This window comes from Paenarthrobacter sp. YIM B13468 (assembly GCF_042788025.1).
In the GTDB taxonomy this organism is placed as follows: Bacteria; Actinomycetota; Actinomycetes; order Actinomycetales; family Micrococcaceae; genus Arthrobacter; species Arthrobacter aromaticivorans.
The window spans coordinates 1-15584 of sequence record NZ_JBHZPI010000004.1 but is presented as its reverse complement, the minus strand read 5'-3'; the positions used below and the strand labels follow the sequence as shown (position 1 = coordinate 15584).

Sequence of the window (15584 nt, the reverse complement as noted above, 5' to 3'; positions counted from 1 at the left end):
TGGACCGTATGGTGTCATCTGCCCGAGATTCGTCAGCAGGGGCCCCGTCCCTGATCAATTGGGACCTGGCCGCCTCCACGGCTGCCCGGCTTACCCCGCCCGGTCCAGCGCTGAGCGCCGGGGAAATCGGCAAGGCGGTGGAGAACCTGCGCTTCAACGCCGATATCTCCGTGCCACATGTCCATGACATCACGGGGCTTGAAGCGGCGCGGGACCTGCGGGACTCGCACGTTCTCGTGGTGGACCGTGCCTCATGGTCCAAGGCCAACACCCAGAGCTTCTCCGTCATGCTCCAGCCTATTCTGGAGAAAATGCTGGAGTCCCGCGGCAGCCTGTCCATGACACCTGCTGCGGCTGCAGCCAGCGGAGCCATCACCGGCAGCCAACTCGGCGCCATCCTTGCTTTCCTGTCCAGTAAAGTCCTGGGCCAATACGATCCATTCGCGGCCCTGGCCCCGGGCGCCCGCGTTCCTTCGGGCGGGCGGCTACTCCTTGTTGCACCCAACATCATCTCCGTCGAACGCGAACTCAACGTGCACCCGGACGACTTCAGACTCTGGGTATGCCTTCACGAGCAAACGCACCGCGTTCAGTTCGCCGCAGCACCGTGGCTGCGGGACCACATGCTCGCCGAAATCGAAAAGCTCAGCAGCCATCTGCTGGGCAACATGGATTCCCTGGTTGAACGGGCGGCCGCGGTGGCCAAATCCCTGAAGGACCGCGCTGCATCCGGGAACGTGCCCAGCCGGGGCGCAATTCTGGACCTGCTGCAGGATCCCGAGGAGAAGGCTTCCCTATCCCACATCACTGCCGTCATGAGCCTCCTCGAAGGTCATGCCAATGTGGTGATGGATGCGGTGGATTCCAGCATCGTCCCGTCCGTGAAGACGATCCGCCAGCGGTTCAATGATCGCGGCAAGGATCGCGGCATCATCGAGAAGTTCATCCGTAATCTCCTCGGTCTCGACGCCAAGATGCGCCAGTACACAGACGGCGCAAAGTTCGTGCGCGAGGTTGTTGAGGTAGGCGGCATGGAAGGCTTCAACCGGGTGTGGAACTCGGCCGAAAACCTCCCCACCGAGGAAGAGATCCACAATTCCAGGATGTGGCTCGAGCGGATGGGGCTTTGAGCGCACCCGTATTTGATGGCCCCTCACAGGGCGGTTCCAGCGCAGGTTCCAGCGGCGGTTCTGACAACGGTTCCGAGCGTGCAGCAACAGGCAAGGGCCGACGCCGGCCCGGCCGTTTGGCGCCAGTCGTCGGCAAGGCGCGGAAGCAGTTGCAAAACGCCTTGGCCGCTGCGGGTTACCCGGAACGTGTTCTCGTAGCCTGCAGCGGAGGACCGGATTCGCTTGCGCTCGCCGCGGTGGCTGGATACTTCGCCCGGCGTGGCCACGTGGACGGGCATCCTATTTCGGTGGCCGGCGTGGTTGTCGACCACCAACTTCAGGCTGGCTCGGCAGACGTAGCTTCCCGGACGGCAGCTGTCTTGGGGGAACTGGGCCTCTCACCTGTGGAAGTCCGTACGGTGGAGGTCGCGTCCACCGGGTTCGGGCCCGAAGCTGCGGCCCGCGATGCCCGGCACGCAGCCCTCGAGGCGGCTGCGGATGACCTTGGCTGCGATCACATCCTGCTGGGGCACACCTTGGACGACCAAGCCGAACAGGTGCTCCTGGGCTTGGCCCGTGGTTCCGGCACCCGTTCTTTGGCCGGCATGAGGCCAATCCGGGGACGCCTGATGAGGCCCTTCCTTGGCCTGCGGCGGGAAGAGACACTGGAAATCTGCGAGGTCGAGGAACTGCAGCCGTGGCATGATCCGAGCAACAGTGACTCTGCCTTCGCGCGCTCGCGCACACGCGTCGAGGTCATGCCGGTCCTCGAAGAAAAGCTGGGGCCGGGCGTTGCCGAATCTTTGGCACGGACAGCCGCAATCCTTCAGCAGGACGCGGATTTCCTTGAGGATCTCGCAAACGAGACGTATCTCTCGCTGGTCCAGCGAACCGACGACGGCGCGTGGTTGCCAGAGGATGCCGTCCGCGGACTTCCTGCAGCGCTGAGGTTCCGAGTCATCGCCAAGGCAGCTGCCGACGTCGGGGGCCAACAACCCGGTTACGGACGGCTCCAGGCCGCGGAAGCGCTGCTTCGCCGCCAGGGTTCTGCCGGTCCTGTGGAACTTCCCGGCCACGTCAGTGTCTATCGCCTGTCGCTGAGTGATTTGGAGCAGGAACGGGCGGGTTCTTCCATTGCGTCGCCGGCTGCCGGGTCGGGTGATTCGACCACCGGCGGTCCCCGGGAAGCCGCACCCTGTGGGAAGCTAGTATTCCGGCATCAGAAATCGCCCCAACAGTAGCCGCACCCGAGCATCAAAACAGGAGCCATTGGTGGATTCAAACGACGTCCAGGCAGATCTCAAGCACGTTCTTTACACCAAAGAGCAGATCCAAACGCGAATCGCTGAACTGGCGGCGCAGATCGACAAAGACTACGAAGGCCGCGAACTGCTGATCGTCGGTGTCCTCAAGGGTGCCGTCATGGTCATGGCGGACCTGGCGCGGGCCTTGCACAGCCACGTCAGCATGGACTGGATGGCAGTTTCTTCCTATGGCTCCGGCACCCAGTCCTCGGGCGTTGTCCGGATCCTCAAGGACCTCGATACCGACCTCATGGGCAAGGACGTGCTGATCGTCGAGGACATCATCGACTCCGGCCTCACACTTTCGTGGCTCAAGTCCAACCTTGAATCCCGCGGTACGGCCAGCGTTGAGATCTGCACCGCTTTCCGTAAGCCGACCGCCGCCAAGGTCGAGATCGACGTCAAGTACGTCGGCTACGACATCCCCAACGAATTCGTTGTGGGCTACGGCCTGGACTACGCCGAGAAGTACCGCAACCTGGACTTCGTGGGCACGCTGGCCCCGCACGTTTACGAGTAACCACCCTTACTTACGCCCTTCACCGGACCATAAGGACGTGGGAAGCCGTTGACGAACAAAAGCATTGGCATCAAGGACGTAGCAGTTGCCGCTGGCGTGTCTGTCACCACTGTTTCCCACGTCCTGAATGACGTCGCTTACGCTCGCATCAGCCCGGAAACACGAGAAAAGGTCAAAGCTACGGCGGAACGTCTCGGCTATGGCCCAAACCGGCTGGCCCAGGCCCTGCGCACGCAACGGACCGGGATGCTGGGTCTGGTCAGTGAGGAAATCGCCACCACACCACACGCCGGGCGGATTATCCTGGGTGCGGATGAGGCCGCCAGGGCGCGCGGCTACAACCTGATGATCATTAACACCTCAGGTGCAGCAAGTGAGGAGTCCAGGCAGGCTGATGTCGATGCTCTCCTGGAGCGGCGCGTGGATGGCATCCTGTACGCCACCATGTACCACCGCGAGGTCACTTTGCCGGAAAACCTGAGTTCAATTCCCGCGGTGCTTGTGGACTCCGAGAGCCTGGCCGGGAGCGTCGCTTCGGTAGTCCCCGATGAAGAGGGCGGGGCCAGGGTAGCCGTGCAAAGCCTCCTTGATGCCGGCCACCGCCGCATCGGTTTCCTGAACAACACCGACGACGTCCCGGCTACGCGGGACCGCTTGCGAGGTTTCCGGAACGCCTTGGATGAAGCAGGGCTCGACGGCGCTGCCGCACCGGTGGAGTCCGAACTCTCGGAGGTGCTGGGCGGCTATGTTGCCGCCTTGCGGATGTTGAAGCGAAAGGACCGGCCCACGGGCCTGTTCTGCTACAACGACCGCATGGCCATGGGGGCCTACCGTGCAGCGGCCGAGGTAGGAATCAGCATTCCCAATGAACTGTCCGTGGTGGGTTTCGACGATCAGGAACTCATCGCGGCCAATCTCTACCCTGGCCTGACAACAGTGGCGTTGCCCCACTATGAGATGGGTGCCTGGGCCACTGAACGCCTGATCGATGCCATTGAGGGCAAGGCAGACCTCACCGTCCTGGCAGCGAAACCGACGATTCTTCAGTGTCCCTTGGTGACCCGCGAATCCATTACGAATCCCCATCCAGGGCTGTCCTAGCGCGGCGTAGGCGAGTATCCTGTGTACGCCCAGAGGGAACTTTTGAGCATTCCAGTGCGTGAATAACTGGGAACGGTGTATAGCTAGAAACTGAAGCAGCACCATTCGCGCGCAGAAGTTGCGCCTCGCAGCACTACCAGGAGGGACGGGGCAAAACCCCGATCAGATGAAAGCTAAGAGTTTCTTCAAGGGCCCGGGCATCTGGATTGTTGTCGTCGTCGGCTTGCTCCTGGTGGCATTCGCAACGCTGGCTCCGGGCGGTTCCACACGTATCGACACCAAGGACGGCCTCGAACTCCTCGCGCAAAGCGGCAAGGTGGAGCAGGCCAAGATATTCGACGCCGAGAACCGCGTTGACTTGGTGCTCAAGGACAACCTGAACATCGATGGCCAGGACAAGGGCAAGAACGTCCAGTTCTTCTACGTCACGGACCGTGGCCCGGACGTCGTCAAGGCCGTTACCAGCGCCAACCCGGACAAGGGCTTCACTGACCAGCCGATCGAGAACAACTGGTTCTCCGGACTGTTCTCCTTGCTCATCCCCGTGCTGCTGCTCGGTGTGCTGTTCTGGTTCCTGCTTTCCCGGATGCAGGGTGGCGGCTCCAAGGTGATGCAGTTCGGCAAGTCCAAGGCCAAGCTGGTCAACAAGGACATGCCGCAGGTGACCTTCTCTGACGTCGCCGGTGCTGACGAAGCCGTGGAAGAGCTCCAGGAGATCAAGGAATTCCTCCAGGAGCCCTCAAAGTTCCAGGCCGTTGGCGCCAAGATCCCCAAGGGTGTGCTGCTGTACGGCCCTCCAGGCACTGGTAAGACACTGCTGGCCCGCGCCGTTGCGGGTGAAGCAGGCGTTCCCTTCTTCTCCATCTCCGGCTCGGACTTCGTTGAAATGTTCGTGGGCGTTGGTGCTTCGCGCGTCCGTGACCTGTTCGAACAAGCCAAGGCGAGTTCCCCAGCCATCATCTTCGTGGACGAAATCGACGCCGTAGGCCGCCATCGTGGCGCAGGCATCGGTGGCGGTAACGACGAACGCGAGCAGACCCTGAACCAGCTCCTGGTGGAGATGGACGGCTTCGACGTCAAGACGAACGTCATCCTTATCGCAGCCACCAACCGTCCGGACGTGCTGGACCCGGCGCTGCTTCGCCCGGGCCGCTTCGACCGTCAGATCACCGTTGAGGCCCCGGATATGGTGGGCCGCGAGCAAATCCTGAACGTCCACGCAAAGGGCAAGCCGATGGCCCAGGGTATTGACCTTCGGGCTGTTGCCAAGAAGACCCCCGGGTACACCGGTGCTGACCTGGCCAACGTCCTCAACGAGGCAGCCTTGCTGACGGCACGTTCAAACGCCAACCTCATTGATGACCGCGCCCTGGACGAGGCAATCGACCGCGTCATGGCAGGCCCGCAGAAGCGCAGCCGCGTGATGAAGGAACTCGAGCGCAAGATCACCGCCTACCACGAAGGCGGGCACGCACTGGTTGCTGCCGCCCTGCGCAACTCCGCTCCGGTCACTAAGATCACCATCCTTCCCCGTGGCCGTGCCCTTGGGTACACCATGGTGATTCCTGAGGACGACAAGTACTCGGTAACCCGCAACGAATTGCTGGACCAGATGGCCTACGCCATGGGTGGCCGCGTGGCCGAGGAAATCGTGTTCCACGACCCCTCGACCGGTGCGTCCAATGACATCGAGAAGGCCACCTCCACGGCCCGGAAGATGGTTACCCAGTACGGCATGAGCGAACGGGTTGGTGCCGTGAAGCTCGGCCAAGGCGGCGGCGAGCCGTTCCTCGGCCGCGATGCCGCGCAGGAGCGCAACTTCTCGGACCAGATCGCCTACGTTGTGGACGAGGAAGTGCGTCGCCTGATCGATCAGGCACACGACGAGGCTTACGCCATCCTCACCGAAAACCGCGATGTCCTCGACCGGCTGGCACTGGAACTGCTTGAGCGCGAAACCCTCAACCAGGCCGAGATCGCCGAGATCTTCCACGACATCCGCAAGCGCGATTTCCGTGAGATCTGGCTGTCCAAGGAGTCCCGCCCTGTCCAGTCGATTCCGCCGGTCGAGTCGCGCGCAGAAAAGGCTGAGCGCGAGGCCCAGGAAGAAGCCAAGAAGGCCCGTCTGGACGAGCCACTGGATGCCGTAGCCCCGCATGCGCAGGGTGTCAGCAGCCAGGAGTCATTCCAGTCACCGGGAGCCGACGGCGGCAACGACTCTCCGCTTCACGGCTAAGCTTTCTGCTGTGACTCATTTCGACGACGACGACCTCGCCGCCGTCCACGGCTCAGCCGCGGACGCTAAGCGGGGCCACAAAGTAGACCGCCCGCGCATCGAAGCAGCAGTACGCGAAATCCTGCTTGCTATTGGTGAAGACCCTGACCGCGGAGGCCTGCAGGACACACCCAAGCGTGTTGCCAAGGCCTATGCGGAGGTCTTCGCGGGCCTGCACCAGCATCCGGCGGAGGTCCTCTCCACCACGTTTGACCTTGACCACGAAGAGCTTGTCCTCGTGAAGGACATTCCCTTCTACTCGACGTGCGAACACCACCTGGTGCCGTTCCACGGGGTGGCTCATGTTGGTTATATTCCGTCACATGACGGCAAGGTTACGGGCCTGAGCAAGCTGGCCCGTTTGGTGGATATCTATGCGCGCAGGCCACAGGTGCAGGAGCGGCTCACAACGCAGATTGTTGAGGCCCTGGTTAAGCACCTCAACCCGCGCGGGGCGATTGTCGTCGTCGAATGCGAACACATGTGCATGTCCATGCGCGGCATCCGCAAGCCCGGCGCCAAGACTGTCACCAGCGCGGTGCGCGGTCAGCTCCATGACCCGGCCACCCGCGCCGAGGCCATGAGCCTCATACTCGGAAGGTAAGCAATATATGGATTCCCTCGCTGCAGCACCCGGAACCGGCCCGGCCACAAGCCCACTGCCGGTTCTCCGCAAGCCGCGGCCCGCTGCCAGATTCGAAGACCTGCCTACGGACCGCACGCTCGTCATGGGAATTCTCAATGTCACCCCGGATTCCTTTAGCGACGGCGGCAACCACCGCACGCCTGACACCGCCATCGCGCTTGGCTTGCGTATGTTCTATGCCGGGGCGGACATCATCGACGTCGGTGGCGAGTCCACGCGCTCCGGCGCTGAACCCGTTTCGCCTGAAGAAGAGCAGCGCCGGGTCCTTCCGGTGATCCAGGCGCTGGTCAAGGCCGGTGCGCTGGTGAGCATCGACACCATGCACACGTCCACTGCTGCTGCCGCCGTGGAGGCCGGTGCTGCGATCATCAACGATGTCTCCGGCCTGACCATCGAGCCGGACATGCCTGAGCTCGTGGCGCGCACCAAGGTTCCGTACATCCTCACGCATCGTCGTGGGGATGCCCGCACCATGGACGCCCTCGCGGAATACAACAACGTGACGGAAGAGGTGGTGGCGGAGCTCAGCGGTATCCGCGACAAACTGTATGCAGCGGGCGTTGCTCCCGAGCAGATCATCGTTGACCCCGGGATTGGCTTCTCCAAGAACGAGGACCAGAACTGGGAAATCCTCAAGAACCTGGACAAGCTGTTCGCACTCGGCCACAAGGTTATGGTGGCTGCGTCACGCAAGCGGTTCCTAGGCTCGCTCCTCACTGTTGCCGGCAAGTCTGCCGCGCCGCTGGAGCGGGATGCCGCCACGGCAGCTATCACCGCCCTGAGCGCCGCGAAGGGCGCCTGGGCTGTCCGCGTCCACGACGTCGGTCCCAGCCTTGACGCCGTCAAGGTTGCCGCTCGAATCGCCCGCTGACCGGAGGACCTTGTGGACAGGATCACGCTGACCGGTGTCACCGCCGTCGGCCATCACGGAGTGTTCGATTTCGAGCGCCGGGACGGCCAGCCGTTCGTCGTGGACGCCGTCCTTCATACTGACTTCAGTAAGGCCGCGGAGACGGATGACCTCCAGTACACCGCGCACTACGGCGAGGTGGCTGAGCTCATTACATCGCACATCGAAGGCGAGCCGCTGAACCTGATTGAGGGTTTGGCCGTGCGGATCGCAGATGGCATCCTCGCCAATTACAACGTGGCCGCCGTCGATGTCACCGTCCACAAGCCGAAGGCGCCCATCGAGGTTCCGTTCGGCGATGTCACCGTGAGTGTCCACAGGGAGCGATCATGAACTCCGGATACACCAAAGCGATCCTTGCCCTAGGCAGCAACCTTGGTGAGCGGAACGACACCCTATCCACAGCCGTCGCCGATCTCGTGGACCCACCGGACGTTAGGCTCCTTGGAGTGTCTCCGGTTGTTCAGACCAAGGCAGTCGGCGGCCCGGAAGGCCAACCCGATTTCCTGAACATGGTCATGGCAGTCGAGACAACGCTTAGTCCCCTTGAGCTGCTGCAGCACTGCCACGACGTCGAGCAGAAGCACCACCGCACCCGTGAAGTTCGTTGGGGCCCTCGGACACTGGATGTGGACATCATCGTTTTCGGTGATGTGGTCAGCGACGACCCCGTCCTGACCCTGCCTCATCCGAGGGCGGCCGAACGGGCCTTTGTCCTGTACCCGTGGTCCCTGTTGGAGCCGAACGCCCAACTGAACGGGCGGAGCGTTGCTGAGTTGGCCGCCGTGGCTGATGACATGCCCGACATCCGTCGCTTCGACGGCTACGGCGACATCGCCGGTGTTCCTGCGACGGGAGCGGTGGAGTAGCAGTGAAGCCAATGCGCCCCGCGGTCCTGGTCCTCATTGCCATCATCGCTGCCGCCATCGGTTGGCTGGCCACCGCGGCAACGAACCGCTTCAGCATGCCCACGCCCGTGCTTCCGGTCTCCGCACTGGTCACCATGGGCGTCATCGCCGTGCTCACCCTGATCATGGGGATCCGGGTGCTGCGGTGGCGCAACGGCAAGAAGAAGAACCTGCTGAACCCGATCCTGGCCGCCAGGACGCTGATTCTTGCCCAGGCCTGCGCATATGCAGGGACGCTCCTTCTGGGCTGGCATGCCGGCATCTCCTTTGATCTTCTGCGGGTCGGAACCTTGCGCAGTGGTGAAGGCATCCTGTGGAACGCCGTCTTGATGGGCGGTGGTGGCGTGGTGATGGTGATCGTCGGCTTGGTGGTCGAGAGGTTCTGCCGGATCCCACCGGAGGACCTCGAAGGTGGCGCCCCTGGACCGGAAACCCGCCGCGGGGAAGCAAAAGGCGAAGGCGAGTATGCGTACCGAGGCGATTGACCCTCCCGGCGTCCAGTGGCTGCGGGTCTCCCCGAAGTACGTCACGGTCCGCTTGGTGGAGTGGGCCATCGGAAACCTGGTGATGGTGGCGATCCTCAGCCTTCCCCTCGTGTTTGTGCAGCTGGGTTGGTGGCGTTGGCCTCCGCTGTGGCTCGCCATCGCGGTGCCTGCGGTGATGCTCGTTCTGGCGTTGTGGCGGCTCGTGCTGATTCCGCGTCAGGTCCGCGCAATCGGCTACGCGGAGCGCGATGACGATCTCCTCATCCGGCGGGGCATCTTTTTCCAGCGCACCATGGTGGTCCCGTATGGACGCATGCAGTACGTGGATGTGTCTGTTGGTCCGGTGGAACGTGGGCTTGGACTCTGTACTTTGAAGCTCCACACGGCGTCCGCCGGAACCAGCGCATACCTGCCCGGGCTTCCTGCCGGGGAAGGCGCACGGCTGCGCGAACAGCTCTCGGCACGTGGAGAAGCCAGGCTGGCCGGGCTGTGAGCCCGGACGGTAGCGCCACCGTAGGCCTCCCGGCTAAAGCCGACGACGGCGATTGGCGGCGCGTGCATCCAGCATCGCCGTTCGTGCGCGGCTGGGTGGCGCTTGCCGCCGTCGGATACTTTTTCGGTCGCGATGCCTTTGAACGCATGCTGCAGGGCCGTGACATCCTCGATCCCAACCTCAACGGACGGGTGCCCTGGCTGTTGGCCGGTGGAGGCATTCTGCTTCTCCTGACCGTGGGTGGATTCATCCTGAGTTGGTACTTCACGCGTTATCAGGTGGCCGAGGGCTATGTCCGGGTCAACACCGGCTTCGTGTTCAAGCAGCAGCGGCAGGCGCGGTTGGACCGTGTCCAGGCCATCGACATCGTGCAGCCCCTCTTGGCGAGGATTTTTGGCCTCGCCGAACTCAAGTTTGAAGTGGCCGACGCCGGCGAATCGGCCGTGCGGCTCGCTTACCTTCCGCTGGACCAAGCCAAACAGCTGCGCGCCACTATTCTTGCCCGTGCCGCTGGAGTGGTGAGTGGACCGGAGACTCAGGAAGCTGTCCCCGAAGCGCCGGAGTACGTTGTCTTGTCAGTGCCGCCTTCCCGCCTTATTGGCTCGCTCCTGCTGAGCGAGCAAACGGTAGGTATCCTGCTCGGAGCCGTGGCGTCCATTGCGATCTCTGTTTACACCGAAAACAGCGCCATCTTCCTGGCGCTGATCCCGCCGGTGCTGGGCATCGGTGCTGCTTATTGGAGCTCATTCAACAAGGGCTACAACTTCACCGCCGCGATTTCTCCTGATGGGATCCGGCTGCGCTACGGGCTCCTGGACACCCAGGCCCAGACTTTGCCCCCGGGCCGAATCCAGGCGCTGAAAGTCACTCAGCCGCCCATCTGGAGGATCTTCGGCTGGTACCGCATGCAGGTTAACGTGGCGGGCTACGGTGGTGCGGCAGGCAATGAGAACGCTGCCCGGACCACGTTGCTACCGGTGGGCATGAAGCCGGACGTCATGCGGATGCTGTCCCTCGTGCTGCCGGACCCGGGTGTTGAGGATCCGGAACGGGTTTTCACTTCCGGGCTGGAAGGGTTGGCTGGGCTTGGGGGTGGGACACCGGCGGGTTCTGGCTCAGCCGGTTCTACCTCCACGGATGGTTTCGTCACTACTCCGCGCCGCGCCCGGCTCCTGGCGCCGCTGGGTTGGCGGCGCAATGGTTTCCTGGCCACGCGAACGGCATTGTTGATTCGATCCGGCCGATGGTGGCGCACCTTGGTCCTGGTTCCCCATCAGCGCACGCAGTCCATGGCCTTGCAGCAAGGTCCGCTCGCGCGGCGTTTCGGTGTGGCCGATCTTGTTTTCCACACTACGGCGGGACCTGTGGTGCCACGCCTCTATCAGGCTGATGTGGAGCAGGCTGTGCAGCTTTTCGACCAGCAGGCAGCCCGTGCCCGCGAGGCCAGAAAGCGGCAGACCAGCGAGCAATGGCTTGCGGAGGTAAGCGGCCAGGCCCCACCCCAATCGCTACCGCAAGCACCAACACAGGAGGACCCCCAGCATGGTTAGGCCAGGAAGACTCGGAGTCGGCATCATCGGCGCCGGCAAGGTGGGTGCCGTCCTGGGCGCCGCTTTGCGCGCGGCCGAGCACGCCGTCGTCGGGGTTTCTGCGGTATCCGAAGCGAGCCGCGAGCGGGCAGAGACACTGCTGCCGGGAGTCCCGATCCTTGGGATCCAGGAGATCGTGGAGCGCTCGGAACTGGTGCTGCTTGCCGTTCCTGACGATGCCCTCGGCGAGCTTGTTGCTGGTCTGGCGAAGCTCGGTGCCTGGCAACCCGGCCAACTGGTGGCTCACACCTCCGGCCGTTTCGGCGTCGGGATCCTGCAGCCGATCCGCACGGCCGGCGCAATTCCGCTGGCAATGCATCCCGCCATGACGTTCACCGGTATGAGCCTTGACCTGACGCGCCTCATGGATTGCACGTTCGGAATCACCGCCGACGCTGCGATGTTGCCGATTGCCCAAGCACTGGTTGTGGAGATGGGTGCCGAGCCGGTAGCGATTGCCGAGGCAGACCGCACCCTGTACCACGCGGCCCTCGCGCACAGCTCCAACCACATGGTGACGCTTGTTGCGCAGGCGTCGCAGTTACTGCGGGAAATCGGCGTCGAATCACCGGAGTCCATGCTGGGTCCATTGCTGCGGGCCACACTCGAGAACGCTCTTGCGAGCGGAGAATCTGCGTTGACCGGTCCAGTCGCGCGCGGTGACGTAGGCACCGTTGCTGCGCACGCCCAGGCGCTGAAAGAATACGACGGCGGAGCAGGCGGCGACGTGCTCGCGGCCTACCAGGCCATGGCCCGGGCGACGGCCCGGCGTGCCGGAAACCGCGGACTGCTGCGCCCTGAACAACTGACTGACATTGGCGAGGCCTTGGGACCAGAGCCCACCGCGCCGGAAGGAATCTGAACAGCATGGCCATCAAACTCGTGACCACCGCGGCCGAACTGCGTACTGAAAGCGCACGGCTCCTGGCTTCCAAGCGGGGAAGTTCCCAAGGTTTGGTGCCGACCATGGGGGCCCTGCACTCAGGCCACGCCGCGTTGGCGAGGGCCGCCGTGGCAGAGAACGACGTCGTGGTGGCCACCATTTTCGTGAATCCCCTCCAGTTCGGCGACGCCGTGGACCTCGACCGCTATCCCCGGACGCTTGAGGCCGATATGGCCATCCTTGATGCCGAAGGAGTGGACCTTGTTTTCGCGCCCTCCGTGGACGAGGTGTACCCCGGCGGGCAGCCGCGGGTCCGTGTCACGGCGGGTCCGCTCGGCGGGAAATGGGAGGGCGCCTCACGCCCCGGACACTTCGACGGTGCCCTGACCGTGGTGGCCAAGTTGCTGCACTATGGACTCCCGGGCGGCGCAGCTGCGGACGGTCCGACGCCGGCGTACCGTGCCTACTTTGGCCAGAAGGACGCCCAGCAACTTGCCCTTGTGAAGCGTATGGTCGTGGATCTGAACTTCCCCGTGGAGATCGTGCCCGTACCGATCGTGCGCAGCGAGGACGGCCTGGCGCTTTCCAGCCGTAACCGCTTCCTCTCCGACGACGAACGCGAGGCGGCGCTGGTGCTCTCACGGGCTCTGCGCCTTATCGAGTCCCGCGCGAACGCGCATGAACCGCTGGACCTGGATTCCGCCGTCGCACTCGTTGAATCCCAGCCGCTGGTGGAACTGGACTATTTCGACGTCGTGGATCCCACCACGCTTGAGCCGCTGGCGGAGAACTGCAAAGAAACACCGTTCCGCGGCGAAGGGCTGGCAATCATTGCCGCCAAGGTAGGCCCCGTGCGGTTGATAGACAACGTTCCGCTTAATTCCTGAGGTTGAATCCCTAACGTTTGGATTTTCTGCTGACGGGAATCTCTTGGGCGTCTAGAATGTTCCTGTCTTCACCGGTACCGACCGCCGGAATCCAAACCCAAACCTGAGGAATCCTCATGTCTACCGACGTCACGTCCGGCGCCAACAGCGAGCCCGGTTCCGGCACGCCCGCAAGTGCAACCTTCACAGAGGAAGCGCTCACCCAGGCTCCTGTATCAGGGAAGATGTCCCGCGAATCCGTCACGGTCATTGTCACGCTGTTGGTCGCCACCTTTGTGGTGATCCTCAACGAGACCATTATGAACGTGGCACTCCAGCGGCTGATGACTGATCTCAAGGTGGACGCGCCCACGGTCCAGTGGCTCGCCACCGGGTTCATGCTGACCATGGCGGTCGTCATTCCGACTACCGGATTTATCCTGCAGCGATTGACCACCCGGGGCTCGTTCATGCTGGCGATGGGACTCTTCAGCGGAGGAACACTCCTGGCTGCCCTTGCGCCCGGATTCCCCGTGCTGCTCCTTGCACGCATCGTCCAGGCGGGCGGCACGGCCATCATGCTGCCATTGCTGATGACCACCATCCTCACTCTGGTGCCGATGTCCCGGCGCGGCGCCGTCATGGGCAACGTCAGCATCGCTATCTCAGTCGCTCCCGCGATGGGTCCCACCGTTTCAGGCATCATCCTGGACCACTTCTCGTGGCGGTTCATGTTCGTGTTCGTGCTCCCCGTAGCATTGGTTGCCCTGGCAATCGGCGCCAAGTACCTCACCAACGTGGGGGAGCGCGGGAAGACTGGTTTGGATTTCACTTCAGTGGTCCTCACGGTGCCTGCCTTCGGTGGCCTGGTCTATGGCCTCAGCCAGATCGGTGGTGCCAACGCCGGGGTGGTCCCGATCATCGCACTCGTGGTGGGAGTCGTGTGCCTGGCGCTGTTCGTCTTCCGCCAGCTCAAACTGCAGAAGTCCGACTCTCCACTCCTGGATCTCAGAGCCTTCAACTTCCGAATGTTCACGGTGTCCACGCTGCTGATGGTCGTGGCGATGATGGCCCTGTTCGGTGGAGTCATCCTGCTTCCGCTCTACCTGCAGAACACACTGCACCTCCAGCCGATGGAAACGGGCCTGGCCCTCTTGCCGGGCGGTTTGGCCATGGGTCTGCTGGGTCCAGTCATCGGGCGGATCTTCGACAAAGTTGGTCCACTGCCGCTGACCGTATCCGGTTCAGTCCTCATGGTCCTGACGCTCTGGCAGTTCTCCCGCCTGGATGGCAGCAGCCCGCTCGGATGGGTGATTGCACTGCACGTTACGTTGAGCCTCGGCCTGGCACTCCTCTTCACGCCTGCCTTCACTACTGGCTTGAACCCGCTGCCTCCGCACCTGTACTCCCACGGATCGGCCATCATGAGCACAGCCCAGCAGGTGGCCGGTGCCGCCGGCACTGCGCTGCTCGTGTCCATCTTCGCCGTGGTGTCAGCATCCTCCGGCCTGGTAGCCGGCATGCAGGCCGCCTTCCTGGCGGCAACCATCATCGCTGGAGCTGCAGTGGTGCTCGGTGCGATGATGCGCAAGACCGAGGGCGCAGGCCACGGAGGTCACTGAGTCTTTGCTGGGCCCGGCCGGGCCGTTCCGCTGGGCCCGGCTGTTGCCCTTCCCAACGTTCTCTCACATCCTGAGGCGTTTTGGCTGTTGTTCTCGCACGTCGTGACGTGTTTTGGGTGTTGCTCTCGCACGTCGTGACGTGTTTTGGGTGTTGCTCTCGCACGTCGTGACGTGTTTTGGGTGTTGCTCTCGCACGTCGTNTCGTGACGTGTTTTGGGTGTTGCTCTCGCACGTCGTGACGTGTTTTGGGTGTTGCTCTCGCACGTCGTGACGTGTTTTGGGTGTTGCTCTCGCACGTCGTGACGTGTTTTGGGTGTTGCTCTCGCACATCGTGACGTGTTTTGGGTGTTGCTCTCGCACATCCTGACGTGTTTGGGCCGGTTGCCGTTGAGTCCATTGCCTCTTGACCTGGCTGATATCGGCCGCTGAATTAGGCCCGACGGCGGATCCGGGGTGCCGCTTCAAAGGGCAGCTATTGCAGCCGTTCCGTTGTGTGACGGGCTTCACGGACAACGGTTCTGCGCTTATTGAGGTGTTTTTGGGCCGTTTCCCAGTGTTTACGGGGTTTTGGGCGGCGTGCGGGTGGATTTGTTCGGACGGTAAGGCGCGTGTAAAGTTATCTGAGTCGCCGCCGCTGATGCGGAAATGATGGTGACGAATTCCCCTTCAAATTACCGGTTTCCGGTGGTGCTTTGTGTGCCTCTGAACTGGCTTGGGGGGCCCGAGCGCGATTTGCTTCATGCGGTCGAATCGGGTAAGTTTGAAAAGTTGCTCCGGAGCGATTCTGAGGCCTTTTGGGTTTTGGTTGGTACTGCTCTGGAATAGTGACCTGTTGTTTGAGAACTCAATAGTGTGCCAAGTTTGTTGATGCCG

The 15584-nt window shown here is 62.8% G+C and carries 15 protein-coding genes; all 15 read left to right on the top strand.

Annotation, left to right across the window (positions count from 1 at the left end):
- Positions 1-8 precede the first annotated feature (8 nt).
- The 15 genes from ACFX4T_RS05060 to ACFX4T_RS04990 all read left to right on the top strand — a co-directional run bounded on the left by ACFX4T_RS05060 (position 9) and on the right by ACFX4T_RS04990 (position 14711).
- A complete protein-coding gene (locus ACFX4T_RS05060; protein ID WP_377651013.1) occupies positions 9-1130 on the top strand; it encodes a zinc-dependent metalloprotease in 1122 nt (373 codons plus the stop codon).
- Between the two features lie 149 nt (positions 1131-1279).
- On the top strand, positions 1280-2350 hold the full coding sequence (gene tilS / locus ACFX4T_RS05055; RefSeq protein WP_377651162.1) for a tRNA lysidine(34) synthetase TilS: 1071 nt from the start codon (positions 1280-1282) through the stop codon (positions 2348-2350).
- Between the two features lie 31 nt (positions 2351-2381).
- Positions 2382-2933 carry a hypoxanthine phosphoribosyltransferase gene (hpt, locus tag ACFX4T_RS05050; RefSeq protein WP_216924216.1) on the top strand — a complete coding sequence of 184 codons (552 nt, stop codon included), beginning with the start codon at positions 2382-2384 and terminating at the stop codon, positions 2931-2933.
- A gap of 48 nt (positions 2934-2981) precedes the next feature.
- On the top strand, positions 2982-4034 hold the full coding sequence (locus ACFX4T_RS05045) for a LacI family DNA-binding transcriptional regulator (protein WP_377651012.1): 1053 nt from the start codon (positions 2982-2984) through the stop codon (positions 4032-4034).
- Positions 4035-4200: 166 nt separating this feature from the next.
- The gene (gene ftsH, locus ACFX4T_RS05040) at positions 4201-6270 is read left to right on the top strand and encodes an ATP-dependent zinc metalloprotease FtsH (protein ID WP_216924212.1); all 2070 of its coding nucleotides are present in this window, start codon (positions 4201-4203) and stop codon (positions 6268-6270) included.
- 10 nt (positions 6271-6280) lie between these two features.
- The gene (gene folE, locus ACFX4T_RS05035; protein ID WP_216924210.1) at positions 6281-6913 is read left to right on the top strand and encodes a GTP cyclohydrolase I FolE; all 633 of its coding nucleotides are present in this window, start codon (positions 6281-6283) and stop codon (positions 6911-6913) included.
- Between the two features lie 7 nt (positions 6914-6920).
- Positions 6921-7826 carry a dihydropteroate synthase gene (gene folP, locus ACFX4T_RS05030; protein ID WP_216924208.1) on the top strand — a complete coding sequence of 302 codons (906 nt, stop codon included), beginning with the start codon at positions 6921-6923 and terminating at the stop codon, positions 7824-7826.
- 12 nt (positions 7827-7838) lie between these two features.
- The gene (gene folB / locus ACFX4T_RS05025) at positions 7839-8198 is read left to right on the top strand and encodes a dihydroneopterin aldolase (protein WP_216924207.1); all 360 of its coding nucleotides are present in this window, start codon (positions 7839-7841) and stop codon (positions 8196-8198) included.
- The gene (gene folK / locus ACFX4T_RS05020) at positions 8195-8734 is read left to right on the top strand and encodes a 2-amino-4-hydroxy-6-hydroxymethyldihydropteridine diphosphokinase (protein WP_223947515.1); all 540 of its coding nucleotides are present in this window, start codon (positions 8195-8197) and stop codon (positions 8732-8734) included. Before folB ends, folK begins: the two co-directional genes overlap by 4 nt.
- Positions 8735-8736: 2 nt before the next feature.
- Positions 8737-9258 carry a DUF3180 domain-containing protein gene (locus ACFX4T_RS05015; RefSeq protein ID WP_216924203.1) on the top strand — a complete coding sequence of 174 codons (522 nt, stop codon included), beginning with the start codon at positions 8737-8739 and terminating at the stop codon, positions 9256-9258.
- Positions 9239-9751, top strand: a complete 513-nt coding sequence (locus ACFX4T_RS05010; protein WP_216924201.1) for a PH domain-containing protein — start codon at positions 9239-9241, stop codon at positions 9749-9751. The genes ACFX4T_RS05015 and ACFX4T_RS05010 overlap by 20 nt, the downstream gene beginning before the upstream one ends.
- Positions 9748-11301 carry a PH domain-containing protein gene (locus ACFX4T_RS05005; protein WP_377651011.1) on the top strand — a complete coding sequence of 518 codons (1554 nt, stop codon included), beginning with the start codon at positions 9748-9750 and terminating at the stop codon, positions 11299-11301. Before ACFX4T_RS05010 ends, ACFX4T_RS05005 begins: the two co-directional genes overlap by 4 nt.
- Positions 11294-12202: a Rossmann-like and DUF2520 domain-containing protein gene (locus ACFX4T_RS05000; protein WP_377651010.1), complete on the top strand. Its 909-nt coding sequence runs from the start codon at positions 11294-11296 to the stop codon at positions 12200-12202. The genes ACFX4T_RS05005 and ACFX4T_RS05000 overlap by 8 nt, the downstream gene beginning before the upstream one ends.
- Positions 12203-12207: 5 nt before the next feature.
- Positions 12208-13110, top strand: a complete 903-nt coding sequence (panC, locus tag ACFX4T_RS04995; RefSeq protein ID WP_377651009.1) for a pantoate--beta-alanine ligase — start codon at positions 12208-12210, stop codon at positions 13108-13110.
- 116 nt (positions 13111-13226) lie between these two features.
- The gene (locus ACFX4T_RS04990) at positions 13227-14711 is read left to right on the top strand and encodes a DHA2 family efflux MFS transporter permease subunit (RefSeq protein ID WP_377651008.1); all 1485 of its coding nucleotides are present in this window, start codon (positions 13227-13229) and stop codon (positions 14709-14711) included.
- Positions 14712-15584: the final 873 nt, after the last annotated feature.

Bases quoted from the DNA above. Each gene is read 5' to 3' on its own strand.
- ACFX4T_RS05060 (WP_377651013.1), top strand. From the start codon at position 9: ATGGTGTCATCTGCCCGAGATTCGTCAGCAGGGGCCCCGTCCCTGATC.
- ftsH (WP_216924212.1), top strand. From the start codon at position 4,201: ATGAAAGCTAAGAGTTTCTTCAAGGGCCCGGGCATCTGGATTGTTGTC.
- folP (WP_216924208.1), top strand. From the start codon at position 6,921: ATGGATTCCCTCGCTGCAGCACCCGGAACCGGCCCGGCCACAAGCCCA.
- folK (WP_223947515.1), top strand. From the start codon at position 8,195: ATGAACTCCGGATACACCAAAGCGATCCTTGCCCTAGGCAGCAACCTT.
- ACFX4T_RS05010 (WP_216924201.1), top strand. From the start codon at position 9,239: ATGCGTACCGAGGCGATTGACCCTCCCGGCGTCCAGTGGCTGCGGGTC.
- ACFX4T_RS05000 (WP_377651010.1), top strand. From the start codon at position 11,294: ATGGTTAGGCCAGGAAGACTCGGAGTCGGCATCATCGGCGCCGGCAAG.
- panC (WP_377651009.1), top strand. From the start codon at position 12,208: ATGGCCATCAAACTCGTGACCACCGCGGCCGAACTGCGTACTGAAAGC.
- ACFX4T_RS04990 (WP_377651008.1), top strand. From the start codon at position 13,227: ATGTCTACCGACGTCACGTCCGGCGCCAACAGCGAGCCCGGTTCCGGC.